Source organism: Bacillota bacterium, from assembly GCA_040757085.1.
Taxonomy (GTDB): domain Bacteria; phylum Bacillota; class Sulfobacillia; order JACIYH01; family JACIYH01; genus JACIYH01.
Window position 1 is genome coordinate 1 of the sequence record JBFLXJ010000005.1, and the last position, 25,594, is coordinate 25,594.

Annotated in this window: 30 protein-coding genes and 1 riboswitch; all 30 genes read left to right on the forward strand. The window is 66.8% G+C overall.

The genetic code is table 11. From position 1 onward, the window contains the following. Positions 1 to 305: 305 nt before the first annotated feature. The 30 genes from AB1446_01710 to folD all read left to right on the forward strand — a co-directional run bounded on the left by AB1446_01710 (position 306) and on the right by folD (position 25,572). Positions 306 to 755 (forward strand): TadE/TadG family type IV pilus assembly protein, encoded by a 450-nt coding sequence (locus tag AB1446_01710; GenBank protein MEW6545619.1) that lies wholly within the window; start codon positions 306 to 308, stop codon positions 753 to 755. After that, on the forward strand, positions 755 to 1,306 hold the full coding sequence (locus AB1446_01715; GenBank protein ID MEW6545620.1) for a pilus assembly protein TadG-related protein: 552 nt from the start codon (positions 755 to 757) through the stop codon (positions 1,304 to 1,306). The genes AB1446_01710 and AB1446_01715 overlap by 1 nt, the downstream gene beginning before the upstream one ends. A 345-nt stretch (positions 1,307 to 1,651) precedes the next feature. Then, positions 1,652 to 1,768: riboswitch (glycine riboswitch) on the forward strand. A gap of 140 nt (positions 1,769 to 1,908) precedes the next feature. Next, positions 1,909 to 3,015 (forward strand): glycine cleavage system aminomethyltransferase GcvT, encoded by a 1,107-nt coding sequence (gene gcvT / locus AB1446_01720; GenBank protein ID MEW6545621.1) that lies wholly within the window; start codon positions 1,909 to 1,911, stop codon positions 3,013 to 3,015. Beyond that, positions 3,012 to 3,401 (forward strand): glycine cleavage system protein GcvH, encoded by a 390-nt coding sequence (gene gcvH, locus AB1446_01725; GenBank protein ID MEW6545622.1) that lies wholly within the window; start codon positions 3,012 to 3,014, stop codon positions 3,399 to 3,401. Before gcvT ends, gcvH begins: the two co-directional genes overlap by 4 nt. Further along, positions 3,401 to 4,741 carry an aminomethyl-transferring glycine dehydrogenase subunit GcvPA gene (gcvPA, locus tag AB1446_01730; GenBank protein ID MEW6545623.1) on the forward strand — a complete coding sequence of 447 codons (1,341 nt, stop codon included), beginning with the start codon at positions 3,401 to 3,403 and terminating at the stop codon, positions 4,739 to 4,741. Before gcvH ends, gcvPA begins: the two co-directional genes overlap by 1 nt. Beyond that, positions 4,738 to 6,198, forward strand: a complete 1,461-nt coding sequence (gene gcvPB / locus AB1446_01735; protein MEW6545624.1) for an aminomethyl-transferring glycine dehydrogenase subunit GcvPB — start codon at positions 4,738 to 4,740, stop codon at positions 6,196 to 6,198. Before gcvPA ends, gcvPB begins: the two co-directional genes overlap by 4 nt. After that, the gene (locus tag AB1446_01740) at positions 6,198 to 7,079 is read left to right on the forward strand and encodes a radical SAM protein (GenBank protein MEW6545625.1); all 882 of its coding nucleotides are present in this window, start codon (positions 6,198 to 6,200) and stop codon (positions 7,077 to 7,079) included. Before gcvPB ends, AB1446_01740 begins: the two co-directional genes overlap by 1 nt. After that, a complete protein-coding gene (locus AB1446_01745; GenBank protein ID MEW6545626.1) occupies positions 7,049 to 8,095 on the forward strand; it encodes a radical SAM protein in 1,047 nt (348 codons plus the stop codon). The genes AB1446_01740 and AB1446_01745 overlap by 31 nt, the downstream gene beginning before the upstream one ends. Continuing rightward, positions 8,080 to 8,925: a biotin/lipoate A/B protein ligase family protein gene (locus AB1446_01750; GenBank protein MEW6545627.1), complete on the forward strand. Its 846-nt coding sequence runs from the start codon at positions 8,080 to 8,082 to the stop codon at positions 8,923 to 8,925. The genes AB1446_01745 and AB1446_01750 overlap by 16 nt, the downstream gene beginning before the upstream one ends. Next, the gene (gene lpdA / locus AB1446_01755; GenBank protein ID MEW6545628.1) at positions 8,900 to 10,297 is read left to right on the forward strand and encodes a dihydrolipoyl dehydrogenase; all 1,398 of its coding nucleotides are present in this window, start codon (positions 8,900 to 8,902) and stop codon (positions 10,295 to 10,297) included. The genes AB1446_01750 and lpdA overlap by 26 nt, the downstream gene beginning before the upstream one ends. Positions 10,298 to 10,355: 58 nt before the next feature. Beyond that, a complete protein-coding gene (locus AB1446_01760) occupies positions 10,356 to 11,426 on the forward strand; it encodes a Xaa-Pro peptidase family protein (GenBank protein ID MEW6545629.1) in 1,071 nt (356 codons plus the stop codon). Positions 11,427 to 11,453: 27 nt separating this feature from the next. Beyond that, positions 11,454 to 12,011 (forward strand): elongation factor P, encoded by a 558-nt coding sequence (gene efp, locus AB1446_01765; protein MEW6545630.1) that lies wholly within the window; start codon positions 11,454 to 11,456, stop codon positions 12,009 to 12,011. 113 nt (positions 12,012 to 12,124) lie between these two features. Next, on the forward strand, positions 12,125 to 12,529 hold the full coding sequence (locus AB1446_01770; GenBank protein MEW6545631.1) for a CD1247 N-terminal domain-containing protein: 405 nt from the start codon (positions 12,125 to 12,127) through the stop codon (positions 12,527 to 12,529). A 430-nt stretch (positions 12,530 to 12,959) separates the two neighbouring features. Then, on the forward strand, positions 12,960 to 14,009 hold the full coding sequence (gene spoIIIAA, locus AB1446_01775) for a stage III sporulation protein AA (GenBank protein MEW6545632.1): 1,050 nt from the start codon (positions 12,960 to 12,962) through the stop codon (positions 14,007 to 14,009). Then, positions 13,999 to 14,514: a stage III sporulation protein AB gene (locus AB1446_01780; GenBank protein MEW6545633.1), complete on the forward strand. Its 516-nt coding sequence runs from the start codon at positions 13,999 to 14,001 to the stop codon at positions 14,512 to 14,514. The genes spoIIIAA and AB1446_01780 overlap by 11 nt, the downstream gene beginning before the upstream one ends. Before the next feature lie 21 nt (positions 14,515 to 14,535). Then, entirely contained in the window at positions 14,536 to 14,733 is a 198-nt protein-coding gene (gene spoIIIAC / locus AB1446_01785) for a stage III sporulation protein AC (GenBank protein MEW6545634.1), read from the forward strand. An 11-nt stretch (positions 14,734 to 14,744) separates the two neighbouring features. Further along, on the forward strand, positions 14,745 to 15,143 hold the full coding sequence (gene spoIIIAD, locus AB1446_01790; protein ID MEW6545635.1) for a stage III sporulation protein AD: 399 nt from the start codon (positions 14,745 to 14,747) through the stop codon (positions 15,141 to 15,143). A 50-nt stretch (positions 15,144 to 15,193) separates the two neighbouring features. Continuing rightward, complete coding sequence (locus AB1446_01795) at positions 15,194 to 16,471, forward strand: stage III sporulation protein AE (GenBank protein MEW6545636.1); 1,278 nt, start codon at positions 15,194 to 15,196, stop codon at positions 16,469 to 16,471. 28 nt (positions 16,472 to 16,499) lie between these two features. Continuing rightward, complete coding sequence (locus AB1446_01800) at positions 16,500 to 17,039, forward strand: stage III sporulation protein AF (GenBank protein ID MEW6545637.1); 540 nt, start codon at positions 16,500 to 16,502, stop codon at positions 17,037 to 17,039. 2 nt (positions 17,040 to 17,041) lie between these two features. Beyond that, positions 17,042 to 17,614 carry a hypothetical protein gene (locus AB1446_01805; protein ID MEW6545638.1) on the forward strand — a complete coding sequence of 191 codons (573 nt, stop codon included), beginning with the start codon at positions 17,042 to 17,044 and terminating at the stop codon, positions 17,612 to 17,614. Positions 17,615 to 17,626: 12 nt separating this feature from the next. Next, positions 17,627 to 18,196, forward strand: a complete 570-nt coding sequence (locus AB1446_01810; protein MEW6545639.1) for a SpoIIIAH-like family protein — start codon at positions 17,627 to 17,629, stop codon at positions 18,194 to 18,196. Positions 18,197 to 18,334: 138 nt separating this feature from the next. After that, complete coding sequence (gene accC / locus AB1446_01815) at positions 18,335 to 19,672, forward strand: acetyl-CoA carboxylase biotin carboxylase subunit (GenBank protein ID MEW6545640.1); 1,338 nt, start codon at positions 18,335 to 18,337, stop codon at positions 19,670 to 19,672. 50 nt (positions 19,673 to 19,722) lie between these two features. Next, a complete protein-coding gene (locus AB1446_01820; protein ID MEW6545641.1) occupies positions 19,723 to 20,103 on the forward strand; it encodes an Asp23/Gls24 family envelope stress response protein in 381 nt (126 codons plus the stop codon). Next, on the forward strand, positions 20,100 to 20,636 hold the full coding sequence (gene amaP / locus AB1446_01825) for an alkaline shock response membrane anchor protein AmaP (protein ID MEW6545642.1): 537 nt from the start codon (positions 20,100 to 20,102) through the stop codon (positions 20,634 to 20,636). The genes AB1446_01820 and amaP overlap by 4 nt, the downstream gene beginning before the upstream one ends. 13 nt (positions 20,637 to 20,649) lie before the next feature. Further along, positions 20,650 to 20,895, forward strand: a complete 246-nt coding sequence (locus tag AB1446_01830; protein ID MEW6545643.1) for a DUF2273 domain-containing protein — start codon at positions 20,650 to 20,652, stop codon at positions 20,893 to 20,895. A 9-nt stretch (positions 20,896 to 20,904) separates the two neighbouring features. Continuing rightward, a complete protein-coding gene (gene nusB, locus AB1446_01835; GenBank protein MEW6545644.1) occupies positions 20,905 to 21,327 on the forward strand; it encodes a transcription antitermination factor NusB in 423 nt (140 codons plus the stop codon). Further along, complete coding sequence (locus AB1446_01840; protein MEW6545645.1) at positions 21,324 to 22,391, forward strand: O-sialoglycoprotein endopeptidase; 1,068 nt, start codon at positions 21,324 to 21,326, stop codon at positions 22,389 to 22,391. The genes nusB and AB1446_01840 overlap by 4 nt, the downstream gene beginning before the upstream one ends. A gap of 84 nt (positions 22,392 to 22,475) precedes the next feature. Then, entirely contained in the window at positions 22,476 to 23,321 is an 846-nt protein-coding gene (locus AB1446_01845) for a sulfide/dihydroorotate dehydrogenase-like FAD/NAD-binding protein (protein MEW6545646.1), read from the forward strand. Next, positions 23,321 to 24,721 carry an NADPH-dependent glutamate synthase gene (gene gltA / locus AB1446_01850; GenBank protein ID MEW6545647.1) on the forward strand — a complete coding sequence of 467 codons (1,401 nt, stop codon included), beginning with the start codon at positions 23,321 to 23,323 and terminating at the stop codon, positions 24,719 to 24,721. The genes AB1446_01845 and gltA overlap by 1 nt, the downstream gene beginning before the upstream one ends. Beyond that, positions 24,718 to 25,572, forward strand: a complete 855-nt coding sequence (gene folD, locus AB1446_01855) for a bifunctional methylenetetrahydrofolate dehydrogenase/methenyltetrahydrofolate cyclohydrolase FolD (protein ID MEW6545648.1) — start codon at positions 24,718 to 24,720, stop codon at positions 25,570 to 25,572. Before gltA ends, folD begins: the two co-directional genes overlap by 4 nt. Positions 25,573 to 25,594 lie beyond the last annotated feature (22 nt).

The following is a 25,594-nucleotide window of genomic DNA, read 5'->3' on the forward strand; positions in this document are numbered from 1 at the left end:
GCCGGATCGGCAGACGAAACTGACTGTCTTGCGCCAGCGCGGCAACCATCAGGTCAAGGGCGGCCTGCCCTGCTTCTGGTGATGTTCACCTCGGGCGTTCTCGAGGTGGGCGCTATTTGACGCTTACTTAGTCGTGATCGCCCTGATGGGTACCCTCGGACAGCTGCGCGATGCCCTCGCCTCGAAGCTGCAGGAAGTCATCCAGGAACTGCGCCGCTGAAGGTGGAGCGGTTCCCGCAAGATCCCGGGAGGATGGGTCCGTCTCGGGGCGCACCCATACCCTCCCCCGGCTGAGTTGCCCGGGGGTGGTTGGCCTGCAACCTTCAGCACGTATTTACCGCTTGCTACCGCCAGGGCGGAAACTGACGGGCGAGCGGGGGGCGGCGGCAGTTGAATTCGCCCTGGTGGCGGGACTGTTGCTCACGTTGCTACTGGCCATGGTCGAGCTGGGCCTGGTGCTGGATGCGCAGCTGGTGGTGAGCATGGCCGCCCGCGAAGCCGCCCGCCAGGCGGCGGTGGACGGGGGAGCGTCCGACAAGGCGTACCAACGGGCGGAGCAGACGCTGCAGCTGGGAGCACTCGACCCGGCGCTGGCCACGGTGGAGATCTGGCCCCGACAGGCGAGTTACGGTACGGTGGTGCGTGCGCGCGTCTGCTACCCTTATACTTTCCTCACACACGCGTTGGAGTGGGTGGGAGGCCGCGTGCTGGAGCTTAAGGCGGAAGCGGTCACTCGCAGCGAGAAGGTGCGCTGATGCCTGGCGGGCTTGGGCAGGACACAAGAGCTGCTGTGGAATCCGTACCAGGGCGGCGGGGATACGGTCGCCGGACTTGCGAGTCGGGGGCGGTGCTGGTCCTGGTGGTGGCGTTCTTGCCCGTGCTGGTGGCGACCATGGCGCTGGTGGTGGAGACGGGGCGACTGTTCGTGGCGGCCCGCCGGGTGCAGGCGGCCTGCGACCTGGGTGCGCTGGCGGGTGCCCAGGAGGTAGATCTCGATCGGCTGGCACAAGGAGAGAGATACCTGGACGAGGAGCGGGCGCGGATAGAGGCGGAACGGATAACGAGAGAGAACCTGAGGGAGCTCGGTGGGGTGGCGGCGGAAACCGGCCGGGTGCACGTGTACGTCATCAACGTGGCGGGTGGCCCCACCGCCCACCCCCGCACGGGCCGGCTCATCCGCGATCCCACCGTGTCGGTGTGGGTGGAGGTGGTTGTTCCCGTGTACCTGGTCTGGTGGACATCGGAGGTGCATCTGAGTGCACACGCTGACGCCAGTGTGGTGGAAAAAAGATGCGCCCGGCGGTGAGAGGTGGGTGAAGGGGTTGGCTGGCTGCTGTTTGTGCGGGCGAGAGTAAGGGATGCAAGCTGCGACCCTGCGTACGACGTCTGCAGCCCGGGGGAGCGTCTTGCACAGGGCGGTAGTCGCCCGGTCAGATGACTGCCTCTTCTATGACGAGTTGCCGGGTGTGGAACCTTCCTGGGGAGCGATCGTCGTGGGCTGAGGCGCAGGAGGAAAACGGGGCCGGAGGTAGAATACAATGGGTTGGGCTGCGGAACCAGCCCGGGCGACAACGGAATAACGGGGATGATGGTTGCGGGAAGCCGGCCCGGGCGCGCACGAGCGTAGGCGGGTGAGGGGTGCGCCGCAACCAGACCGTCCTCTGGAGAGGCGCGGTACCCGTGCGCTGCGAAAACGGCGGGGGACCGCCACCGAAGGGGCAACTTCGAGGAGAAGGAAACTCTCAGGTGCAAGGACAGGGGAGCTCACTTCCTGAGGTGGGTTCCCCTGTTCCTCTTTTCGGGGAGTATATACCCTGGCGAAGCGGCCCGGAAGTACCGCGGCGGCGGGGGGACGGCAGGGACGAGGCAGGCTTACGTAAACCAGAAAGGAGGGTGACGGCTGTGGGTGTGGAGGAACTGAAGAAGACTCCCTTGTACGGCAACCACCTGAAGTACGGCGGCAGGATCATCGACTTTGCCGGGTGGGCGCTGCCGGTGCAATTTCGTAGCATCATCGAGGAACACCACCAGGTGAGGCGGGCGGCGGGTCTGTTCGACGTGTCGGACATGGGGGAACTGGACATCAGGGGGCCGCAGGCCCTGGACCTGATCCAGTACGCCCTCACCAACGACATGTCCACACTGGCGGTCAACCAGGTGCGTTACTCCCCCATGTGCAACCACCGGGGCGGGGTGGTGGACGATCTCCTGGTCTACCGGCTCGGGGAGGACCACTATTTCCTGGTGATCAACGCCGCCAACATCGAGAAGGACTATAACTGGATCAGGGATCTGGCCGGCCGCTTCCCCGGGGCGAAGGTGGAGAACGTCTCCGACCGGGTGGCGGAACTGGCCCTGCAGGGCCCCAACTCGGAGGCAATCCTGGGGAAGCTGGCGAAAACCGACCTTTCCGCCATCCGCTACTACTGGTGCCAGCAGAGCGTGGACGTGGGCGGAGTCAGGTGTATGGTTTCCCGCACCGGGTACACGGGGGAGGACGGATTCGAGATATTCTGCTCCCCGGAGGATGCGCCCGGGCTTTGGGATACCCTGCTGGAGGTGGGAGACGAGCTGGGGCTGTGGCCCTGTGGCCTGGGTTGCCGGGATACCCTGCGCTTTGAGGCGGCCATGCCCCTGTACGGGCAGGAGATGGACGACGACACCACCCCCCTCGAGGCGGGGCTGGGCAAGTACGTGAAGTTCGACAAGGGTGACTTCGTGGGACGGGAGCCCCTGCTGGAGGAGAAACGCACTGGCCTGCGCAAGAAGCTGGTGGGCCTGGAGATGGTGGGCCGGGGGATCGCACGCACGGGGTATCCCGTGTTGAAGGATGGGGAAAAGGTGGGGTACGTGACCACCGGCTCGTACGCGCCCACCCTGGACAGGAACCTGGCCCTGGCCTTCGTGCCGCCGGGGCTTTCCGAAGTGGACACCGCGGTGCAGGTGGAAATCCGGGGCAGGGGCGTGGACGCGCGCGTGGTGAAGACCCCGTTTTACAGGAGGAGGGAACAGTGATGTATCCGAAGGAGTTCCGTTACACCAAGACCCACGAGTGGGCCAAAGTGGAGGGTGACCTGGTGCGGGTGGGCATCACGAATTACGCCCAGGAACACCTGGGGGACATAGTGTTCGTGGAGTTGCCCGAGGTGGGACGCGAGGTCAAGCAGGGTGAGGCCTTCGGGGTAGTGGAGTCGGTGAAGGCGGTGTCGGACTGTTACGCCCCTGTGAGCGGCGAGGTGGTGGAGATCAACGAGGCTCTGGCCGACAAGCCGGAGACCCTCAACCAGGACCCCCACGGGGAAGGTTGGATGGTGGTCATCCGCATGTCCGACCCCGCCGAGCTGAACAATCTGATGGACGTGGCCGCCTACGAGAAGCACTGTGAGGAGGAGGCGCACTGATGGACTTCATCCCCAACACGGACCGCAACCGGGAGGAGATGTTGCGGGCCATCGGGGTGGGGTCGCTGGAGGAACTCTTCGCCGACATCCCTCCGGAGGCCCGGCTGGACCGCCCCCTGCGGCTGCCGGAGCCCATGGCGGAGCTGGAACTCCAGCAGCACATGCTGGAGCTGGCCGACAAGAACACCCACCTGGGGCACCTGGTATGCTTCGCGGGGGCGGGCATTTACGACCACTACATTCCCGCCGTGGTTGACCACGTCATCTCGCGCTCGGAATTCTACACCGCTTACACGCCGTACCAGCCCGAGGTCAGCCAGGCGGTGCTACAGTCCATATTCGAGTACCAGACCATGATTTGTGAACTCACGGGGATGGATGTGTCCCAGGCCTCCCACTACGACGGGGCCACCGCCCTGGCTGAAGCGGGGCTCATCTCGTGCAGCACCACGGGGCGGCGCCACATCGTGGTATCGTCCACCGTTCACCCCGAGTACCGGCGGGTGCTGCACACCTATGCCGCGGGCGCCAACCTGAAGGTGACGGAAGTGGCCTACCGGGACGGCGTCTCCGACCTGGAGGACTTGGAGCGGGTGCTGGCGGACGACCCCGCCTGCCTGCTGGTGCACCATCCCAACTTCTTCGGCTGCCTGGAACCGGTGCAGGAGATGAGCGGGCTGATCCACGGGCGGGGTGGCCTGTTTGTGGTGGCGGCTTCCCCCATCAGCCTGGGCCTCCTGGCCCCGCCCGCCAGCTACGGGGCGGACATCGCCGTGGGCGAGGGGCAGGCCCTGGGCAATCCCCCGTCCTTCGGAGGGCCCACCTTCGGTTACTTTGCCGTGACCGAGAAGCTGGTGCGGCGCCTGCCCGGGCGGGTGGTGGGTGCCACCGTGGATTCCCGCGGGCAGCGGGGGTTCGTGCTCACCCTGCAGACCCGGGAGCAGCACATCAGGCGGGAGAAGGCCACGTCCAACATCTGCTCCAACGAGGCCCTCAACGCCCTGGCGGCCACCGTTTACCTGGCCATGATGGGGAAGCGGGGGGTCAGGGAAGTCGCCGAACTGTGTTTGAAGAAGGCACACTACGCCCGGGATGTCATCGCGGCCCTGCCCGGGTTCACGCCCGCCTTCGGGTCCCCCTTCTTCATGGAGTTCGTGGTGCGGTGCCCCTGCTCGCCCGTCGAACTGGTCAAGCGGGCGACGGCCAGGGGCATCCTTCCCGGGGTGGCGCTGGGTCGCTTCTATCCCGAACTGGATGACTGCCTGCTGGTGGCGGTGACCGAAAAACGGAGCAGGGCCCAGATCGACGCCCTGGCCAAAGTACTGGAGGGATGCGCATGAAGGGCCCGGAACCCCTCATTTTCGAACTCAGTTCGCCGGGACGGAAGGCACACTCCCTCCCCGCCTGTGACGTGCCGGAGAAGGACCCAGAGTCCCTCATCCCTTCCGGATTCTTGCGCACGTCCGAACCCGACCTGCCGGAAGTGTCCGAGGTGGATGTGGTCAGGCACTACACCCGCCTGAGCCAGCTCAACCACGGGGTAGACATCGGCTTTTACCCCCTGGGCTCGTGCACCATGAAATACAGTCCCAAGGTGAACGAGTGGGCCTCGCGCCTGCCCGGTCTGGCCTGGCTGCACCCGTACCAGCCCGAGGAACTGGTGCAGGGGGCTTTGCAGCTCATGTACGAGTTGCAGCAGTACCTGGCCGAGATCGGCGGGGTGGACAAGGTATCCCTGCAGCCGGCGGCGGGCGCCCATGGCGAGCTGACCGGCCTGCTCATCATCCAGGCCTACCACCGGCACCGGGGCGAGCAGCGCGACAAGATCATCATCCCCGATTCCGCCCACGGCACCAACCCGGCCTCGGCGGCCATGACCGGATGCCGCATCGTGGAGGTCAAGTCGGACAGCCGGGGCGGTGTGGACCTGGGTGAACTGGAAAAGGTCCTGGACGAGCGGGTGGCGGCGCTCATGCTCACCAACCCCAACACCCTGGGGTTGTTTGACGAGAACATCGTACGCATAGCCCGCATGGTGCACGAGAAGGGCGGCCTGCTGTACTACGACGGAGCCAACGCCAATGCCATCATGGGCTTCTCCCGACCCGGGGACATGGGGTTCGACGTGGTGCATTTCAACCTGCACAAGACCTTCTCCACGCCGCACGGGGGCGGGGGTCCGGGTTCCGGGCCCGTGGGGGTGAAGGAAAAGCTGATCCCGTTCCTCCCCGTGCCCACGGTGGGCTTCGATGGCCAGCGCTACTTCCTGGAGTACGACCGGCCCCTCAGCATCGGGAAGGTGAAGGCCTTCTACGGCAACTTCGGGGTGGCGGTGAAGGCCTACGCCTACATCCGGGCCCTGGGTGGCGAGGGCCTCAAGCGGGTGTCGGAGAACGCGGTGCTCAACGCCAACTACGTGATGCGCAAGCTCCAGCAGTGGTACGACCTGCCCTACGACCGCCACTGCAAGCACGAGTTCGTGGTCAACCCGCGCCGCATCAAGGACCGGACCGGCGTCAAAACCCTGGACATCGCCAAGCGGCTGCTCGATTACGGTGTGCATCCGCCCACGGTGTACTTCCCGCTCATTGTGGACGAGGCCCTCATGGTGGAGCCCACCGAGACGGAGAGCCAGGAGAGCCTGGACTACTTCGTGTGGGCCCTGGGGCAGATTGCCGAAGAAGCGGAGCGGGAGCCGGAGAAGGTCAAGACGGCCCCCCACACCACCCCGGTGGGTCGTCTGGACGAGGCGGGAGCGGCCCGCCGGCCCGTGCTGCGCTGGAGGCGAGGCGGCTGATGATTGAGGTGGCACCCGTCCCGGGGGAGGTCCTGGCGCGTGCATGGGAGGTGCGGCAGTCCTTCTCGCCCGTGCTGGCCGTGGACCGTCCCCGGGACACGGTGCCCGTGAGTGTGACGGGCACCGCCTGCGGGCTGGAATGTGCCCATTGCGGCGGCCATTACCTGAGAGGTATGCGGGGCACCGGGGAGGTCCCCGTGCCCGGCGCCCGGAGTTACCTGGTGAGCGGCGGCTGCGACCTCCGCGGCCGGGTCCCCCTCCACTGCCACCTCGATGTGCTGGCACGGCTGCGGGCCACTGGTGCACGCCTGAACCTGCATACGGGCCTGGTGGGCGATGAGGAAGCCCGCCTCCTGGCCCCCTATGCGGCGGTGGCGTCTCTGGATTGGGTGGTGCACGGCCCCACTGTGCGGGAAGTGAGCGGTCTTCCCGTGGGCAGGGAAGGCTACCTGCGTGCCTATCGGGCCCTGGAACGTCATTTGCCGGTTGTACCCCACCTGTGCATCGGGTTGCGGGGAGGACGGATCGAGGGGGAGTGGGAGGCCCTCGACCTCTTGGCGGAACTGCAGCCAGGGGCGGCGGTATTCCTGGTGTTCATACCCACACCGGGTACGCGCTATGCGGCCTGTTCTCCTCCTCCCGCCGAGGAGGTGGCCCGGGTACTGGCCCGAGCCCGCATCCTTCTGCCCCGTACGCAGATCGCCCTGGGATGCATGCGGCCAGGAGGCAGCTATCGGCACCGGCTCGATCCCCTCGCCGTAGCGGCGGGGGTGAACCGCATCGTGATGCCGGCGCCGGCCGCCCTGAAGGAGGCGGCCAGGCGCGGCCTGTCCCTGGAGGAGACGCGGGAGTGCTGCGCCCTGGGGATGGTGTCGCCATGATGCTGCGGGTGTCCCTGGGCACGGCCGAGGTGCTGGGGTTGCGCCGGATCAGGCAGCCTCATCCCCCCACCACGGCTTACCTCATGTGGGGGGAAAAGTGCCGGCGCAACTGTGCCTTTTGTGCCCAGGCCCGGGAGGCGAGCAGCCGGGCGGACATGCTGTCCCGGGTTACCTGGCCGGCTTTTCCGGTGGGTGAGGTGCTTTCCCGCCTGCCCCGCTCCGGCCTCCGCCGGGTGTGCGTGCAGGTGGTGGAGCCTGGCTCGCCCCGGGAGCTGGAGAGGGGGCTCGTCCCCCTGGTGGCGGAACTTGCCTCCTGTGGGCTCCCGGTGTGCGTCTCCTGCTTTTTGCCCTCCCTGGACCTGGCGGAGGTCATCCTGCGCGCGGGCGCCGATGGAGTGACGCTTCCCCTGGACGCTGCTTCCCGGGAAACCTACCGCCGCGTCAAGGGGGGCTCCCTCGACGCCGCCCTGCGCCACCTGGAGAAGGCGGCGCGGGCCTTCCCGGGGCGGGTGGGGACCCACCTGATCGTCGGGCTGGGGGAAAGCGAGCAGGAAATGGTAGGGCTCATCGGCCGTCTGGTGACCGCCGGGGTGCGGATCGGACTGTTTGCCTTCACCCCTGTGCCCGGTACGCCGATGGCCCATAACCCGCCTCCGCCGCTGGAGAGCTACCGGCGGGTGCAGGCCGCTCACTATCTCATCCGGCGGGGGATGGCTCGGCCAGCGGATTTTTCTTTTGATCAGGGGCGGCTGGTGAGTTTCGGAACGTCCTTCCCTCCGTCGCGCCTTGAGGCAGTGCTGGGAGAGGGGGAGGCGTTCCGGACCACCGGATGCCCCGACTGTAACCGGCCCTATTACAACGAGCGTCCGGGCCAGCCGGTGCCTTACAACTATCCCCACCCCCTGGATGCAGGGCAGGCCCGGCGCGAGGTGGAGTGCCTGCTGGGTTCCCTCGCGGTGGCCGACGACCGTTCCGGCAGGGCGGAAGCGGGTGGTCCGCGGTGCGCTGGCGTTTGATCCGGGACGGATACCACGATGGCCCCACCAACATGGCGGTGGACGAGGCCATCATGCGGGCACATGCCGAGGGGCGCGTCCCTCCCACTTTGCGGTTTTACGGCTGGCGCCCACCCGCGCTGTCCCTGGGTTACGCCCAGCACGCAGAGCGAGAGGTGGACCTGGAGGCGTGCCGGCGGGCCGGGGTGGACGTGGTCAGGCGGCCCACGGGGGGGCGGGCAGTCCTGCACGACCGCGAGGTCACGTACAGCGTGGTCATATCCACGGACCTCTTTCCCGGGAGCGTGGTGGAGACATACCGCCGGCTCAGTGCCGGGTTGGTGGAGGGGTTGCGGATCCTGGGGTTGCCGGCGGGTGTACAGGACGGGCCCCCACGACCGGGGTTGCGGTCGGCGGCATGTTTTGACAGTCCCTCCTGGTACGAGCTGGTGGTTGCCGACAAGAAGGTGGTGGGGAGTGCCCAGGTGCGGCGCTGGGGAGTATTGCTCCAGCACGGCTCCATCCTGCTGGAATTTTCCCCGGCGCAGGTCGTTTCCCTGCTCCGGGTACCCGCTGGGTGGCGGGCCCGCCTGGAACAGGACCTGGCTGACCACGCCGGGGGTCTGTCCCAGTTCGGCAAGCCGCTAACGTTTGATGAGGTGACGGCGGCCATGACGGAAGGATTCCGCCGCGCCCTGGGGCTGGAACTTGAGCCTGGCGTGCTAAGTGCCTGGGAAGATGAGCAGGTGGCCCGGCTGCGGGCCGAGAAGTACGCAACCCGGGACTGGAACCTGCTGGGTAAACTCGTAAGGGAGGATGCCGTCGGTGTACGACATAGTGGTGATCGGTAGCGGTCCGGGTGGTTACGTGGCTGCCATCCGGGCTGCCCAGAAGGGAGCCCGGGTGGCCGTGGTGGAACGGCGGGAATTGGGAGGCACGTGCCTCAACCGGGGCTGCATCCCCACCAAGGCCCTGGTGAGGTCGGCCGAGGTGCTGGAGATGACCCGCCGGGCGGCCGAGTTCGGCGTAAGGGTTTCTGCTCCCGAAATCGACCTGCCCCGCGTCAGGGAGCGCCGGGCGCAGGTGGTGAGGCAACTGGTCGACGGCGTGGAGAGGCTTTTCGCCTCCTGGGGGGTTACCCTGGTGAGGGGGACTGCCCGCGTGAGCCGGCCGGGAGTGGTGGAGGTCGAGTTGCCGGGAGGCGGGCGGGAAGTGCTCTCGGCCCGTCACGTCATCATAGCCACCGGATCGGCCCCCGAGCAGCCGCCCATACCCAGAGAAGATCTTCGCCTGTGCATGTCCTCGGACGACGCTCTCGACCCCGATCACATCCCGGAGAGCATGGTGATCATCGGAGGAGGGGTGCTGGGCGTCGAGTTCGCCTGTCTCTACCGGGCTTTTGGCTGCAAGGTGGACATGGTCAAGCGCTCTCCCCTCATCCTGCCGCCGGTGGACGAGGAGCTGTCCCGACGCATGATGGCCATCTTGCGCCGGCAGGGGATCACGGTGCACACGGGGATCTACGTGCAGCGGGTCCTTGAGCGCGACGGGGGACGTCGTCTCGTCGCCAAGGACAAGGAGGGCCGGGACGTGCACTTTGATGCTGAGTGCGTCCTGGTGGCCATGGGCAGGGTACCCGACTTCGGCGGGCTGGACCTTGATACCCTGGGGGTGAAGTACGACCGCAAGGGGATCAGGGTGGGCCCGGACATGGCCACGGATGTGCCCGGGGTGTGGGCAATTGGGGACGTGGTGGGACGCACCTTCCTGGCCTCCGTGGCCTCCCACGAGGGCCTCGTGGCGGTGGACAACATCATGGGTGAGCATCGGCAGATGGATTATCGCAGTGCCCCCTACTGCGTGTTTTCCCTGCCCGAGATCGCCGGGGTGGGCCTCACGGAAAGGGCCGCCCGGGAAGCCGGTCACCGGGTGAAGGTCGCCCGCTTTCCATACTCGGCCAACGGCCGCGCCCAGGCCCTGGGCGAGACCGAGGGGCTGGTCAAGATAGTGGTCGACGAGGAGACACAGCAGGTGCTGGGCCTGCACATCCTGGGGGCCGGGGCGGACGTCCTCATCCACGAGGGGGCCGTGGCCATCAGGATGGGTGCCACCGCCCGCGATCTGGCCGAAATCGCTCACGCCCATCCCACCCTGGCGGAAACGGTGATGGAGGCGGCGGAAGGGGCCGCGGGGCAGTCCATCCACCTGGTCAGGGTGCGTTAAGGATGCAGAGCAGGAGCGGAAAGGGGAGCCGAAAGGGGAGCGGAAAGGGGGAGGCCCGTTGAAGCGGTTGGAGGCCTTGAGGCGCAACATGGCCGAGCGGGAACTGGAGTTCCTTCTGGTGACGGGAGCGGCCAACCGCCGCTACCTCTCTGGGTTCACGGGTTCGGCGGGAGTCCTGCTGGTGACCCCTGACCGGTGCTGGTTGGTTACCGACTTTCGCTACTTCGAGCAGGCCCGCCAGCAGGCCCCCGACTGGGAACTTTACCCCCAGAAGGGCAGGCTTACGGAAGCCCTGGCCCAGTTGCTCAGGGAACAGGGGATCCGGCGCCTGGCATTCGAGAAGGAGCACGTCACTTACGCCCAGTACGAGAGCCTGGCCGAACTCGGGCTCGAGCTCGTCGGCCAGGCCGGCCTGGTAGAAAAGTTGCGTATGACCAAGGACGAGGGTGAACTGGAAGCCATCCGCGTGGCCGCAGCCCTGGCCGACGCCGCCTTTGCCCACGTCCTCTCCGTGATCAGGCCGGGAGTGAAAGAAGAGGAAGTGGCGCTGGAATTGGAGTATCATATGCGCAGGGCGGGGGCCAGCGCGGCGGCGTTCGACATTATCGTGGCCTCCGGTCCTCGCTCTGCTCTCCCCCACGGGCGGGCCTCTTCCCGACGCATCGAGCCCGGGGATTTCGTGACCATAGATCTGGGGTGCGTGGTGGATGGTTACTGTTCGGACCTCACCCGTACCGTGGTGGTGGGAAGGGCGGACGAGAGACAGAGGGAGGTGTACGAACTCGTGGCCCGGGCCCAGCGGGCAGGATTGGAAGCCCTGCGGGCGGGGCGGCGGGGCTCAGAGGTGGACGCCGAAGCCAGAGAGGTAATCATCCGGGCCGGTCACGGCGACCACTTCGGCCACGGCCTGGGTCACGGGGTCGGCCTGGAGGTGCACGAGGCACCGCGACTCTCCCCGCAGGCGGCCGGGCCGGACGAACCTCTCCTGGAGGCCGGCATGGTGCTGACCGTGGAGCCGGGGGTATACATACCCGGGTGGGGAGGGGTCCGCATCGAGGATCTGGTGGTGGTACGGCAGGAAGGCTGTGAGATCCTGTCCCGGGCTGACAAGCAACTGATAGAGTTGTGAGGTCCGGGATGCGGGGGGTAACGAGGAGTGATTTCGACCAACGACTTCAGGCCCGGGATCACCGTCGAGGTGGACGGCGAGATCTGGATGGTGGTGGAGGCCCAGCACGTCAAGCCCGGTAAGGGCTCCGCATTCGTGCGCACCCGGCTGAAGAACATCAAGACGGGGGCAGTTCTGGACCGTACCTTTGCCGCAGGGGAACGGTTCCCCCAGGCCCACGTGGAGCGGCGGGAGATGCAATACCTGTACAGCACCGGAGACCAGTATTTCTTTATGGATACTGGTACCTACGATCAGATCCAGTTGGGCAAGGACCGGTTGGGCGACGCCATCCTCTACATGAAGGAGAATTCCATCCTCTATGTGCTCATGCACGAGGGGAATCCCATCGGGGTGGAACTCCCCAACTTCGTAGAACTGGAAGTGGTGGAGACTGAGCCCGGCGTAAAGGGGGATACTGCCACCGGGGGGACGAAGCCCGCCCGGCTGGAAACGGGAGCGGTGGTGAAGGTTCCCCTCTTCGTGGAAGTGGGGGACATCATCCGGGTGGATACCCGCACCCACCAGTACCTTGAGCGGGTTTAGTGGCACGTGTGACCCGGGTGTACCGTGACATCACCCGGGCGCATAGCGTGAAACCGCGCGGGCGCATAACATCTTCCGGGCGGCAACCCGCGCCGGGGAAGGAGGTGGGGCAGGTGGGCGACCTGAGCTCTCGGGTGGCTTACCTCAAAGGACTGGCAGAAGGGCTGAACCTGGAGGCCGAATCCAAGGAAGGCCGGTTGTTGAAGGCCATTCTGGACGTGCTGGGCGAGTTCGCGGAAGAGGTTGAGAACCTGCGCTCGCGGTTGGACGAACAGGAGGAGTACCTGGAAGACCTGGACGAGGATGTAGCCGAACTGGAAGAGCGCGTCATGCAGACGGAGGAAGAGGAAGAGTTCCTGGAAGTGCAGTGCCCCCACTGCGGGGAGACCGTGTCCTACGCGGAGGAAGAGCTGGGGGAAGAGGGCCCCATGCAACTGCGCTGTCCCAACTGCGGGGAACTCATCTATCGGGATGAGGAAGACGACGAGGAAGAAGAAGGGCCTCCCGACCGCCGTTGACGGGCTCTGCCGCCAGGCAGGTTTCGCCAGGAGGTGGGTCCCCGGGCGGTGCCCGCCTCTCCACGTGCGGGCACCGCCTGTGTTTGCGCGCGGGATCCTGGCGGAGTGACGCATAGAGAGCCCAGCCGTGGGAAACTATAGCAACGAGCCCCGCAACAGCCCCGGAACTTCTCGGGCCCCCCAAGGAAGCTCCCGGGCGGCGGGGCTCTACCATTTCCTGCGGAGCGGTGTGCTAAACCCTTGTAAATCGGGGTACGTACCGTTCCCCCGTGACCATCGGGCTCGCTCAGGTTGGCATAACATGGTTCGGGAGGCATATAGTGGTCATGGATGGTGGGCGTTGTCGTGGTGCCGGGTATGGTCGGCCGGCGGCACGCAGGCCGGGGCGGGGTGGTGGGGCAGGCAGGGGGCGCCTGCAGGAGGGCTGGATGTGGGTCGAGCGTGGGAGGAAGACTTGTTGCCCCTGGTGGCTGAGCCGGTGCGTTCCGCCCTGCGCCGCCTGGCGCCAGAAACGGCGGCGCAACTGGAGGAGATCCGGTTGCGGGTGGCCCGGCCGCTGGCGGTGGGTAGCTACGGGCGGGAGACCTTCGTTTGCAGTGACGGGCGTTTCACCAGCCGGCCCGAAGAAGCATACCGGGTGAGCCGCGGCGATGTGGAGGCCACCTTGCAGCTTCTCTTCCGCGGCTCGTTGTACGCAGTTGAGGAACAGCTCCGCCAGGGGTACGTAACCGTGGCTGGCGGACACAGGGTGGGATTCTGCGGGCGGGCGGTACTGGAAGACGGGCACATTGCCGGCCTGGTGGACATATCGTCACTCAGTTTCCGGATTTGCCGGGAGGTGCCCGGAGCTGCCGACCCTATCATCCCTTTTCTGGTCGTTGACGGCCGGGTCGTGGGGGCGCTGATCCTGTCGGCTCCCCTGGGAGGCAAGACCACCGTGCTGCGTGATGCTGTCCGCCAGCTCTCCGATGGGGTCCCCGCCCTGAGGTTTCCGGGGGCGAAAGTCTGCCTGGTGGACGAGCGGTCGGAGGTGGCCGGGTGCTGGAACGGGGAACCCCAGCGCTACGTGGGACTGCGCACGGACGTGCTGGACGGTGTTCCCAAAGCCACGGGGTTGATGATGGCGGTGCGGGCCATGTCTCCTCAGGTGGTGGCCACCGACGAACTGGGGGGTGCTGCCGACGTGGCGGCAGTTGAGGAAGCCCTGCATGCGGGGGTAGCCGTTTTGGCCACGGCTCACGCTTCCTCACTGGCAGAGGCGCGATCCCGGCCTCATCTCGGGGGGCTCATGGCCCGGGGCGCTTTCCCGCGGGTCATCCTCCTCAGCCGGCGGCTGGGTCCGGGGACCGCGGAAGCGGTGTGGTCAGCCGAGGGAGAAAACTTGCTCCCGCAACCTTTGCCGCCGGGGCCGTGGACCCGGGGGCATATCCCTGCGGGGCCGGCCATATCATGCAGGAAGGAGGGACAAGGTGGGGCTTAAGTTCCTGGGAGCTGCTCTGTTCCTGGCAGCGGGGATAGGGCTCGGGTGGCAGTCGGCAGCTCGCCTGGAGCACAGGGTGAGGGAACTGCGGTCCCTCGTCGTGTCCCTGCGGGTCCTGGAGAAGGAAGTGGCGGTGGGTGCGACCCCCCTGCCTGTGGCCCTGGAACGGTCGGCCCAGGTGGCGGAACCCTCCGTTGCCCGCCTGCTCGGGGAGGTGGCGGCTCGCCTCTCGGACGGCAGCGGACGTACGGCGCGACAGGCCTGGGAAGAAGCCCTGGGGCAGGTATCCCTTTCTCTGGCGGCGCCGGACCTGGAGGTACTGCGGGGGCTGGGCGTGACCCTGGGATCGAGCGGGCGAGCCGACCAGGTGCGGCACATATCCCTGACGCGGGAGCGGCTGGCTGCCCGCGAGCAGGCGGCCCGCGAAGAGGAGCAGCGGCAGGGCAAACTTTACCGCTACCTGGGCGTGTTGGTGCCCCTGGCCCTGCTCCTGGCCCTGTGGTGAGGGACACGGGGAGGCAGAAGCGTGGACGTGGAGCTCATCTTCAAGATAGCCGGGGTGGGCATCCTGGTATCCGTCCTCTACACCGTCCTCAAGCAGGCGGGTAAGGAGGAGCAGGGGCAGTTGGTGGCCCTGGCGGGAGTGGTAGTGGTCCTGATGATGGTCATTCAACTGGTGGTGCGCCTGTTTGAGACCGTCCGCACCATGTTTCGCCTGTACTGAGAGGGTGTGCCGTGGAGCTTGTGCAGGTGGTGGGGTTTGCGCTGGTGGTCACGGTCATCCTGGTCGTCTTGCGCCAGCAGCGACCGGACATGGCGGTGTTACTTTCGGTGGCCGCGGCGGCCGCCATCCTGTTTTTCCTGGTGGATCGTATCTGGCAGGCCGTCGGACTGCTCCAGGATCTGGCGGCGCGCGCCGGCGTCCGGGATACGTACGTCCAGATCCTGCTGCGGGTGATGGGGATCGCGTACCTGGCGGAGCTGGGCAGCCAGGTGTGCCGGGACGCCGGGGAAGGGGCCATGGCGACCAAGGTGGAGATGGCGGGCAAGATCATCATCCTCATCCTGGCCATACCCATTGTGCGTGCCCTGGCCGACGCTGTCCTGGGCGCCATTCCCCTGGCCACCCGCTGAGTCAGGTGGGGACCATGGGCCGCATATTCCGGGTGGCATCACAATTGAGGATGGGATTGGGCCGGCTGTGGCGGGTGGTGCTGGGCCGGGGATGGCGGGCGGGGTGGGCCATCACGCTCGTGGTCCTGGGGGTGGCGGGACGGGCGGGTTTCCCTGTGCGGGCGGAAGGAGAATTGCGGGCACCCGGCGTGGTGGAACTGGCACCCGGGCCGGGCGAGAATGACCAGCGCCAGGAAGGGCTGTGTCCGGATCCGCTGCACGGGGCAGAAGAACAGTGGGAGGCCGCCCGGTCCCCGGAACTGGACGAGTTGCTACGGCAGATAGAGAAGGAACTCGGGCGGCCGGGAGCGCTGGATGTGCCCGCCATCGTGTCGCGGCTGCGCGAGGGCGGGATCATGGTGGACCTGCCTGCCCTGGGCCGGCGGCTGGCCCAGGTGCTCTGGGGCGAGGTCCCCTCCACCGTCTCGCTCCTGGGCAAGCTGGTCCTCCTGGCTCTGGTGGCAGGTCTGCTGGTGCAACTGGGGGAGGCCTGCGGCGGGGGGCAGGTCGCTCGGGTGGCTTACTTGGTGGCTTTCCTGGCCTTCATGGGCCTGGCCATTTCCAGCTTCGTGGCGGCCTTTGCGGCCGCACGAGCGGTGGTCAACCGCCTGGTGGCCCTCATGCTGGCCCTCATCCCGCCCTTCTTGGCCCTCACCGTGGCCAGCGGTACCCCAGCCAGTGCCGGGCTGCTGCACCCGGCCCTGATGCTGGCGGTCAACGGAGCGGGGCTGCTGGGAGCGGCGGTGGCCATGCCCCTGCTGTTTGCTTCCGCCTTGATCGAACTGGTCGACGGCCTGGCGCAACGGAGGCGGCTGGAGGGCCTCAGCACGCTCTTGCGACAGGGCAGCGTGTGGACGGTTGGCCTGGGTATGGCCGCCTTCCTGGGTGTGGCGGTGGTGCAGAACGCCGCTGGCAGGGCCCTGGACGGGGTGGTGGTACGCACCACCAAGTTCCTGTCCGGCACCTTCGTGCCCGTGGTCGGCAAGATGTTTTCCGATGCCACCGAGGTGGTGTTTGCGTCCACCCGGCTGGTGATGGCAGGCCTGGGAGTGGCGGGGGTGTTGGCCGTGCTGGCCGTCATCATGCTGCCCCTGGTGAAGATCCTGCTTCTCGTACTCTGCTTTCGCCTGGCGGGAGCCCTAGTGGCAGTACTTGACGCCCGGGAACTGGCGGGGTGCCTGCGCGGTATCGCCTCGGCCCTGGGGTGGCTGGGGGTAATCGTGGGTATGATCGCCCTTTCCTTTCTGGTTTGCATTGCCATCCTGGTGGGGGCAGCTCGCCCGGCCTAGCCGGCAGGACCCTGCGGGGGGATGAACGGTGACGGTGCTTTGGGTCTGGGTGCGGGGAATAGTGCTGCTCCTGCTCGTGATCCTGGGCGTGGAATTGCTCATGCCCCGGTCGGCGTTCCGGCAATACCTGCGGTTGGTGGCGGGCATGATCCTGGTGCTGGTGGTGCTCGAGCCGGTACTGGGCTGGTTAGGCGGGGAAGTTCCCAGCCTGGGCTCCCCACCCGGGGGTCTTACCCCGGGCTGGTTTCCCTCCGTGCCCGCAGGCCCTGGCGGGGCGGGGAATCTCCGCCGCGAAGTGCAGGCGGCCGTCGACCGCCAGGTGCGGGCAGCGTTCCGGGAGCGGGTGGCCGCAGCGGTAAGGGAAGTCCTCCTTGGCTCCGGCAGCGTTTCGGAAGCATGGGTAGAGGTGGTCCTGGGGGGTGACGGCTTTGAGATCACGGGGGTCCGTGCCCGGGTGCGGGCCCGGGCGGGGGGTACCCTGTCGCCCACCGAGCGCGAGCGCCTGCGGGGAGCAGTGGCGGCCTACCTGGGCATATCCCCCGATCGTGTTACCGTGGGGGAGGGATAGTTTTGGATAATGGTTCGCCCTTCTGGAAACTGTGGGGACAGGGTTCACGTCCGAATCCCTGGTTGCTGGTGGCAGGGGCAGTGGGACTGATCCTCGTATTGGCGGGATCGTGGTTGGGGCAGCGCCGGCCGGAACCACCGCTTCCCACCAGGCAGGAGACGGAAGTGATGGCCCGTGTGGCCGGCGGGGGGGAAGTGACGGCGCGGGATCTGGAAGGCGTGTTGTCGCTGATAGCGGGGGCAGGTGAGGTCGCCGTGAGTATCACCTACCGGTCAGGACCGCGTCAGGACGTGGTGCAGGACGTTTCCCACACCAGCCGTCGCACGGAGGAAAAGGAACCCAGCGGGACCACGCGGGTGACCGAGGAGGAACAGGAGACCGTCCAGACGGTTATGGCCCGGCCCCAGGGCCAGGATCAGCCGGTCATCTCCAGACAGGAAGCCGCCGAGATAGCGGGGGTGCTGGTGGTGGCCACGGGGGCCCGGGATCCCCAGGTGCGTGAAATGCTTACCCGGGCCGTGCAGACCCTGCTCGGGCTTCCCGCCCACCGGGTGCAGGTAGTCCCCAGCCGTTAGGGAGGGATGGAGGTGTCCGGCAAGACGGCGACCATAAGAGTGCTTGGCAGACGGGAACTGAAGAGGTTCCTGACCCTGCTCGTGGTCCTGGCCCTGCTGGCGCTGGGAGCGGTCTACCTGCGCAGCCAGGGCCACGGGCCCCGCCTGGGAGCTACTCACGTACCCGGCAGCACCCCTCCTGTCCCTGCCGGAGCAGAGAGCAAGGAGGTTATGGCACCCTTTCAGCCCGGTTCTTCACTGGCGGAAGCGCGCATGGAACGGGAGCGGGTACGCAGTCAGCAGCTCGAGCTTCTGGAGCGGATGATCGCTTCCCGCGACACGGCCCCGGAGATCAGGGCCAGGGCGCAGGAACAGATGCTGGCCATCATCAGTGCCATGGGAAAGGAAGCTGAGATCGAAGGTATTCTCAGGTCGAAGGGATACCGGGATGCCCTTGCCTACGTGCGGGACGGGTCGGTGACGGTGGTGGTACCGGATGCGCTGCAGGGACCCGATGCCACCCGCATCGCCGATGCCGTGTGCCGGGTCACCGGGTGCCGGCCCGAGCAGGTGGCCATCGTGGCGCCGGTGGCCGGGCGATAGTACCGCCTGGTGACCCCGATGCCGGGGCGATAGTACCGGTCGGCCTCCCCTGGTCACAAGGAATGGCGGAGGATGCTGCCGAATGAACCTCCACACAACGAGCCTCCATACTCCCTTCTCGGAGAGCGAGGTCAGACCGTGCGCAGAGTCCTCATTGCCAACCGGGGAGAGATCGCGGTTCGCATCATCCGCGCCTGCCGCGAACTCAACCTGGAAACGGTGGCCGTATATTCGGAGGCAGACGCCGCATCGCTGCACGTGAGGTTGGCCGACGAGGCGGTGGCCATTGGGCCGCCGCCGGCCCTGCGTTCCTACCTGAACATACCCCGCTTGATCCAGGTGGCCATTGACACCGGGTGTGACGCCGTCCACCCGGGCTACGGGTTCCTCTCGGAAAACCCCGCTTTCGCTCAGGTGTGTGAGGCCATGGGGATCACCTTCGTGGGGCCTTCTTCCGCGACCCTGCGCACACTGGGGGATAAGATCGCCGCCCGGGAACTGGCCGTGCGGGCGGGGGTTCCCGTGGTGCCCGGTAGTAGCCGACCTCTGGCGTCCCTGGAGGAAGCCTGCCACCTTGCCCGTGAGCTGGGTTACCCCGTCCTGCTCAAGGCCCTGGCAGGTGGCGGAGGGCGGGGCATCCGCCTGGTGCGCGACACGGAAAGCTTGCGCCGGCGCTGGGAACTGGCGGCCGAAGAGGCCAGGAACGCATTCGGTTCACCGGAACTGTACCTGGAGAAGTACCTGGAGCACCCGCGCCACATCGAGATCCAGGTGCTGGCCGACGCTTACGGGAACCTGGTCCACCTGGGGGAACGGGACTGCTCGCTGCAGCGGCGGCGGCAGAAAGTACTGGAAGAATGTCCCTCGCCTGCGCTGGACGAGGGTATGCGCCGCACCCTGGCGCGGGCGGCCCTGAAGATCATGCGCGCCGCCCGTTACCGCGGTGCGGGGACGGTGGAATTCCTGGTGGCCGGCAATGCCTATTACTTCCTGGAGGTGAATGCCCGCATCCAGGTGGAGCATCCGGTGACGGAAGTGGTGTGGGGAGTGGACCTCGTGCAGGAGCAGCTCAGGGTGGCCGCAGGAGAGCGACTGCGCTTTTCTCAGACCGACCTGAGACCGCGGGGGTGGGCGCTGGAGATGCGCATCTGCGCCGAAGATCCCGACCAGGACTTTCTCCCTTGCCCGGGGTCGATCACTGCCTACCGGCCTCCCGGAGGACCGGGGGTGCGGGTGGACGATGGTGTATACGCGGGGTGGACCATCCCGCCCCACTACGATTCCCTGCTGGCCAAGCTCACCGTGTGGGGCCGGGACCGGCAGGAGGCTGTGACCCGGGCTCGACGCGCCCTGCAAGAGTATGTGATAGAGGGGGTGCGGACCACCATTCCCCTGCACCTCAGGTTGCTGGATGATCCCATTTTCCGCCGGGGCGAAACAAGCACGGTTTACCTCGACCGGGGTGCCGATCCCTGAACCGGTATGCTATCATTAGGCGGGGCGGGGGAGCGGACGGGGGGGAAACCGTGGCCGAGGTGCGCAGGCCCGAAGCCACCGTCAAGATCTCGGACGAGGTAGTTGCAACCCTGGCTGCCGTTGCCGCCACCAGCGTGGAAGGGGTAGCCGGGCTCTCTGCCGGCCTGGTGGGCGACCTCAGTTCCGCCCTGGGACGGAGGGGTGGTCCCCAGGGTGTGAAGGTAGAGGTGGGTGAGCGGGAGGCAGCCCTGGACCTGTACCTGGTGGTGAAGTACGGGGTGCGCATACCGGAAGTGGCGCACCGCGTGCAGCAGGTGGTTAAGAAGTCGATTGAAGAGATGACCGGCCTCAAGGTGGTGGAGGTAAACATCCACGTCCAGGGAGTGGTATTTCCGCCGGTGCGGAAAGGGGAGCGGGGGGGTCCGGCATGAGTCTGGCCGACAGGGTGTTCTTGACTTTTTATAGTCTGTGCCTGGCGGTGGTCTCGCTGGTGGTGGTGGCGGTAGCCTCGGGCTGGCAGGGACCCGTTACCAGCCTGCAGGCCAGTCTGGCCGATCCCCAGTGGCGCTGGGTGCTGGGAGCACTGGGGGTGATATTCTTCGCCTTTTCGGTGCGTTTTCTCACCCTGGGGGTACGCAGCCAGCGGGGGTCAAGGAGCGTGGTGCACGAGACGGCCATGGGGGACGTGAGTGTCTCCCTGGTGGCAATCGACAACCTGGTGCGGCGGGTGGCCCGGCAATGCGCGGGAGTGCGCGACGTGCGGGGGTGGGTACGCTACGGAGCGGCCGGGCTCTCCGTGCACCTCCGCCTGACCGTAAGCCCGGACGTGAGCATTCCCAAAGTATCGGATGAGGTCCAGAAGACGGTGGCCCAGTATGTGCGGGACGTGGTGGGCGTGGGGGTCGCGGAGGTCCAGGTGATGGTGGAGAACATCAGCACCGAGCCGCGGCGTCGCGTAGAATGAGGGCGGGAGCGAGGTGGCGGGTGTGGCTCCCGAGTGGCTCCGGCAAGCGTGGCAAATAATCCGGCCCCACAAGGGAAGGTTGATCGGGGCTGGGTGCGGCCTGGCCTTTGCCCTTTTTGTCCACCACTACGGGTTTCTGTGGGCGGTATTCATCGCCATCTGCACGGCGGCGGGGTACTTCGTGGGGAAACGCATCGATGAAGACAAGGAGCGCTGGCTGGAGATCCTGGAAAGGTACCTGCCGCCGGGAAGGACGTGAGCCTGTCTCATGGCAAGGCGCAAAGCGCGCGAGGTTGCGCTCAAGGTACTTTTCCAGATGGACCTGGGAAGGCATACTCTGGAAGGGGCCTGGCCGCTGGCGGTGGAGGGGGAAGCCCTGCCGGAGGGGTCGGCGGCATTTGCCCGTGAACTGGCGGCGGGGGCAGCTTCCCACCTGGAGGAAATCGACCGCCTGCTGTCGGAATGTTCCGAGGGCTGGAAAGTGAGTCGCATGGCCGGTGTAGATCGCAATATCCTCAGGCTGGCCGTTTACGAGTTGCTTTACCGGCACGACATCCCCGCCAGCGCCACCATCAACGAGGCGGTAGAGCTGGCCAAGGTTTACGGGACGGAGGAATCGCCGCGGTTCGTCAACGGTGTACTGGGGGAACTCGCCCGGCGTCTGGGGCGGGTGGCTAACCCGGCGGGATGAGCGGACGCGCCATTTTAGCGCTGGATACGTCGTGTTACACCACCTCGTGTGCCCTGGTGGGTGCCGCCGGAGAGGCCATCGTTGATTTGCGGCTGCCCCTGCCAGTGCCGCCGGGGCAGCGCGGGCTGCGCCAGGCAGAGGCCGTATTTGCCCACCTGATCCGCCTGCCCGGGCTGGTGGGGCAGGCTATGGACGTGGCCCGCACCCGGGGTTGGGAGGTGGTCGGGGTGGCCGCCAGTACCCGCCCCCGTCCGCCCCGGGATTCATACCTCCCCGTGTTCCGGGTGGGAGAAGGATTCGGGCGTGCCCTGGCTGCTTCCCTGGGTGTTCCCTTTGGCGATGCTTCCCACCAGGAAGGACACCTGGCGGCGGGGTGGCACGCAGGTCTGCCGGACACCTTGCTGGCCGTGCACGTGTCGGGGGGGACGACGGAGCTCCTCCGTTTGCAGGGCGGTTGTCCCTGGGAAGTGGTGTCGCTGGGGACAAGCCTCGACCTGCACGCTGGTCAGTTCCTGGACCGGGTAGGTGTGGCCCTGGGGCTCCCCTTCCCGGCCGGGCCTGCCCTCGATCGTTTGGCTGGGGGGCAGGCGGAGGATGCGGTGACCGCGGGAGCGCCCCCCGGCGCCGACCCCCGTGACGCGGATGGGGAAACCGGGGCACAGCAGGTGGCCATCCCCGTGACGGTCCGCGGTTACCGTCCCAGTTTCGCGGGACCCGAGGCGGCAGCCATGCGGCTGATCGAGCGGGGTACGGCACCACCGCTGGTGGCGCGGGCTGCCCTGCTCTGTGTGGCGCGGGCACTGGAAAAAATGGTGCTGGCGGCTATTCAGGCGGGGGAACCGCGGGTGGTGCTGGTGGTGGGCGGGGTAGCTGCCTCCTCCCTGGTGCGGGAGAGGCTGCGGCACCGCCTCGCTCATCCCGCCGTGGGGATGGAACTCCACTTCCCCCCGCCTGAGCTGTGCACCGATAACGCAGTGGGAGTGGGTCGCTGGGCGTGGCAACGGGCCCAAGCCCCTGTCCACGGAGATGATTTGAAAGGACTTGGCGGTGCAAGCGTCGAATAGCGGTGGGGATTGGGGGGTCGGGCCCCGGCTTTTTTGCGTTGGCATTGTGACAGGTGTAACTTGTAAGTCGGGAGGGGTGGATTGGTGTTTCGGATTCGGAAAAAGCGAGTGCTGACACCGGTTACTGTATTGTTCGAGGTTGAGGCACCCCTGGTCTGCCGGCACGCTCAGCCGGGGCAGTTCGTCATCGTCAGGCTGGGGGAGAAGTCGGAACGCATCCCGCTCACCATCATGGATGCCACCCCGGATGGGGTGCTGAGCATCGTCATCCAGGCGGTGGGCAAGAGCACCCGGGAACTGATCGCCCTCAACGAGGGAGACCACCTGGCGGACGTGGTGGGACCCCTGGGGCAGCCCTGCCCCCTGCGGGACAGCGGCACGGTAGCGGTGGTGGGAGGGGGATTCGGCGTAGCCCCCATCATCCCCATTGCCCGGGCCCTGCATGACCGTGGCGTAAACGTGATCGCCATCAACGGTGCCCGCACCGCCGATCTCCTCATCCTGGAAGAAGAGCTCAGGGCCGTGAGCGACCGCTACCTGGTGTCCACCAACGACGGGTCGCGGGGGATAAAGGGAATGGTCACCGACGTGCTCCAGATGCTCATCTCCCAGGGAGAGCGTCTGGACGAGGTGATCGCCATAGGTCCCATGGTGATGATGCGGGCGGTAGCGGAGGTGACAAGGCCACACGGCATCCGCACCCTGGTGAGCCTGGATCCCATCATGGTGGACGGGACGGGAATGTGCGGAGTGTGCCGGGTGAGCGTGGGTGGCCAAACCCGCTTCGCCTGCGTCGACGGCCCCATCTTCGATGCCCACCAGGTGGATTTCGACCTGGCGGTGAGGCGCGGACACATGTACGACGCCGAGCAGAAACGGGCGCTCGAGCACTACGAGAAATGCCGTTGCCAGTGTGGAGGTGAGGCTTGATGCCGCTCCGGAAGACCAAAGTACCGATGCCCGAGCAAGATCCCCAGGAGCGCATCCGCAACTTCCGGGAGGTGGCGCTGGGCCTTACGGCGGAACTGGCAAGAGAGGAGGCGGAACGCTGCCTGCAGTGCAAGAATCCCGCCTGTGAGCAGGGGTGCCCGGTTAACGTACGTATCAAGGAGTTCATCGGCAAGCTCCGCGAGGGAGACCTGGAGGGAGCATACCGCACCATCTGGTCCACCAACATCCTGCCGTCCATCTGCGGACGGGTATGTCCCCAGGAGGAACAGTGCGAGAAGTACTGCCTCATGGGCAAGAAGAATGAGCCGGTGGCCATCGGCCGGCTGGAACGGTATCTGGGGGACTGGGCGCGCGAGCAGGGCCTGCGCCTGGCCGAGAAGGCCCGTCCCAACGGCAAGAGGGTGGCTGTGGTGGGATCGGGCCCGGCCGGACTCACCTGTGCCAGTGACCTGGCCCAGAAGGGATATGAGGTGACGATCTTCGAGGCCCTGCACGTACCCGGCGGGGTGCTCATGTACGGCATCCCGGAGTTCCGGTTGCCCAAGACTGTGGTGCAGGCGGAAATCGACGGCCTGCGCGACCTGGGGGTCGAGATAAAGACGGACGTGGTGGTGGGGAAAACCCTGACCGTGGACGACCTGTTCGCCGACGGTTACCAGGCGGTCTTCCTGGGCACGGGGGCAGGGCTGCCCAACTTCCTGGACATCCCGGGCGAGAACCTGTGCGGGGTCTACTCCGCCAACGAGTTCCTCACCCGCATCAACCTCATGAAGGGGTACCTCTTCCCCGAATACGATACCCCGGTGAAATGTGGGCGGCGGGTAGCAGTGATCGGGGCGGGGAACGTGGCCATGGACGCCGCCCGCTGCGCCCTGCGCCTGGGGCCGGACAAGGTCTATATTGTATACCGGCGTACGTGGGAGGAGATGCCAGCGCGGCGGGAGGAAATCCACCACGCCAAAGAGGAGGGCATCGAGTTTCACCTCCTTACTGCTCCGGTGGAGATCCGGGGCGACGAGAACGGCTGGGTGAAGGGCATGGTGTGCCAGCGCATGGAACTGGGAGAGCCGGACGCCTCCGGACGCAGGCGGCCGGTGCCCATCCCGGGCAGCGAGTACGTCCTGGACGTGGACACGGTGATCGTGGCTATCGGCACCACCCCGAACCCGCTGGTGTCCCGCTCCACCCCGGGCCTTAACACGACGCGCTGGGGAGGGCTGATAATAGACGAGGAGACGGGTATGACCAGCCGGCCGGGTGTTTTCGCAGGGGGTGACAGCGTGACCGGGGCAGCTACGGTAATCCTGGCCATGGGCGCCGGGCGCCGGGCTGCTGCCGGCATCGACCGCTATCTTTCCGAAGGGGGGAAAGAAGGTTGAGCGCGCGCATCATAGATGGCAAGGCCATCGCGGAGGAGGTGCGCCAGGAAGTCCGGGAAGAGGTCGCCCGCCTGAAGGAGCGAGGAATCTTGCCCGGCCTGGCCGTGATCCTGGTGGGTGACGACCCCGCTTCCAAGACCTATGTGCGCAACAAGGAGCGGGCCTCCAGGGACGCCGGCATCCATTCCGAGGTATACCGTCTGCCCGCAGACACCCCCGAGCACGAGGTTCTGCGCCTGATCGGTGAACTGAACGCCCGCCCGGAGATCTCCGGCATCCTGCTCCAGCACCCGGTGCCGGGGCACATCGATGAGCGGCGCTGCTTTGACGCTATCAGCCCGGAAAAGGACGTGGACGGCTTTCACCCCGTAAACCAGGGCAGGTTACTCATCGGCGAGAAGTGTTTCGTCCCCTGCACCCCCCGGGGCATCCTGCACCTTCTGGATCGTACGGGAGTGGACCTGAAGGGAAAGCGGGCCGTGGTGGTGGGGCGTTCCAACATCGTGGGTAAGCCCGTGGCTCTGCTCCTTCTTTCCCGGCACGCCACTGTGACCATCTGCCACTCCCGCACTCAGGACCTGGCTGCCGAGACCCGGGCGGCCGACGTACTGGTGGTGGCCATCGGTAAGGCCCGCGCCATCCGGGGCGACATGGTCAAGCCGGGGGCAGTGGTCATCGACGTGGGCGTGAATCCCGAGGACGGCAAGCTGGTAGGTGACGTGGACTTCGAGTCGGCGGTGGAGGTGGCATCCGCCATCACCCCGGTGCCGGGGGGAGTGGGCCCCATGACCATCGCCATGTTACTGAAGAACACTCTGGAGGCGGCCAGGAGGCAGGCCGGCCTGGAGTAGCCCCGGGGTGGTGTGGCATTTC

What these genes read in the sequence shown, in the direction of transcription:
- AB1446_01840 (MEW6545645.1), top strand. Translation starts at nt 21,324, where the DNA reads ATGAGCGGACGCGCCATTTTAGCGCTGGATACGTCGTGTTACACCACC.
- AB1446_01715 (MEW6545620.1), top strand. Translation starts at nt 755, where the DNA reads ATGCCTGGCGGGCTTGGGCAGGACACAAGAGCTGCTGTGGAATCCGTA.
- nusB (MEW6545644.1), top strand. Translation starts at nt 20,905, where the DNA reads ATGGCAAGGCGCAAAGCGCGCGAGGTTGCGCTCAAGGTACTTTTCCAG.
- AB1446_01795 (MEW6545636.1), top strand. Translation starts at nt 15,194, where the DNA reads ATGGGATTGGGCCGGCTGTGGCGGGTGGTGCTGGGCCGGGGATGGCGG.
- gltA (MEW6545647.1), top strand. Translation starts at nt 23,321, where the DNA reads ATGCCGCTCCGGAAGACCAAAGTACCGATGCCCGAGCAAGATCCCCAG.
- AB1446_01740 (MEW6545625.1), top strand. Translation starts at nt 6,198, where the DNA reads ATGATTGAGGTGGCACCCGTCCCGGGGGAGGTCCTGGCGCGTGCATGG.
- gcvPA (MEW6545623.1), top strand. Translation starts at nt 3,401, where the DNA reads ATGGACTTCATCCCCAACACGGACCGCAACCGGGAGGAGATGTTGCGG.
- gcvPB (MEW6545624.1), top strand. Translation starts at nt 4,738, where the DNA reads ATGAAGGGCCCGGAACCCCTCATTTTCGAACTCAGTTCGCCGGGACGG.
- amaP (MEW6545642.1), top strand. Translation starts at nt 20,100, where the DNA reads ATGAGTCTGGCCGACAGGGTGTTCTTGACTTTTTATAGTCTGTGCCTG.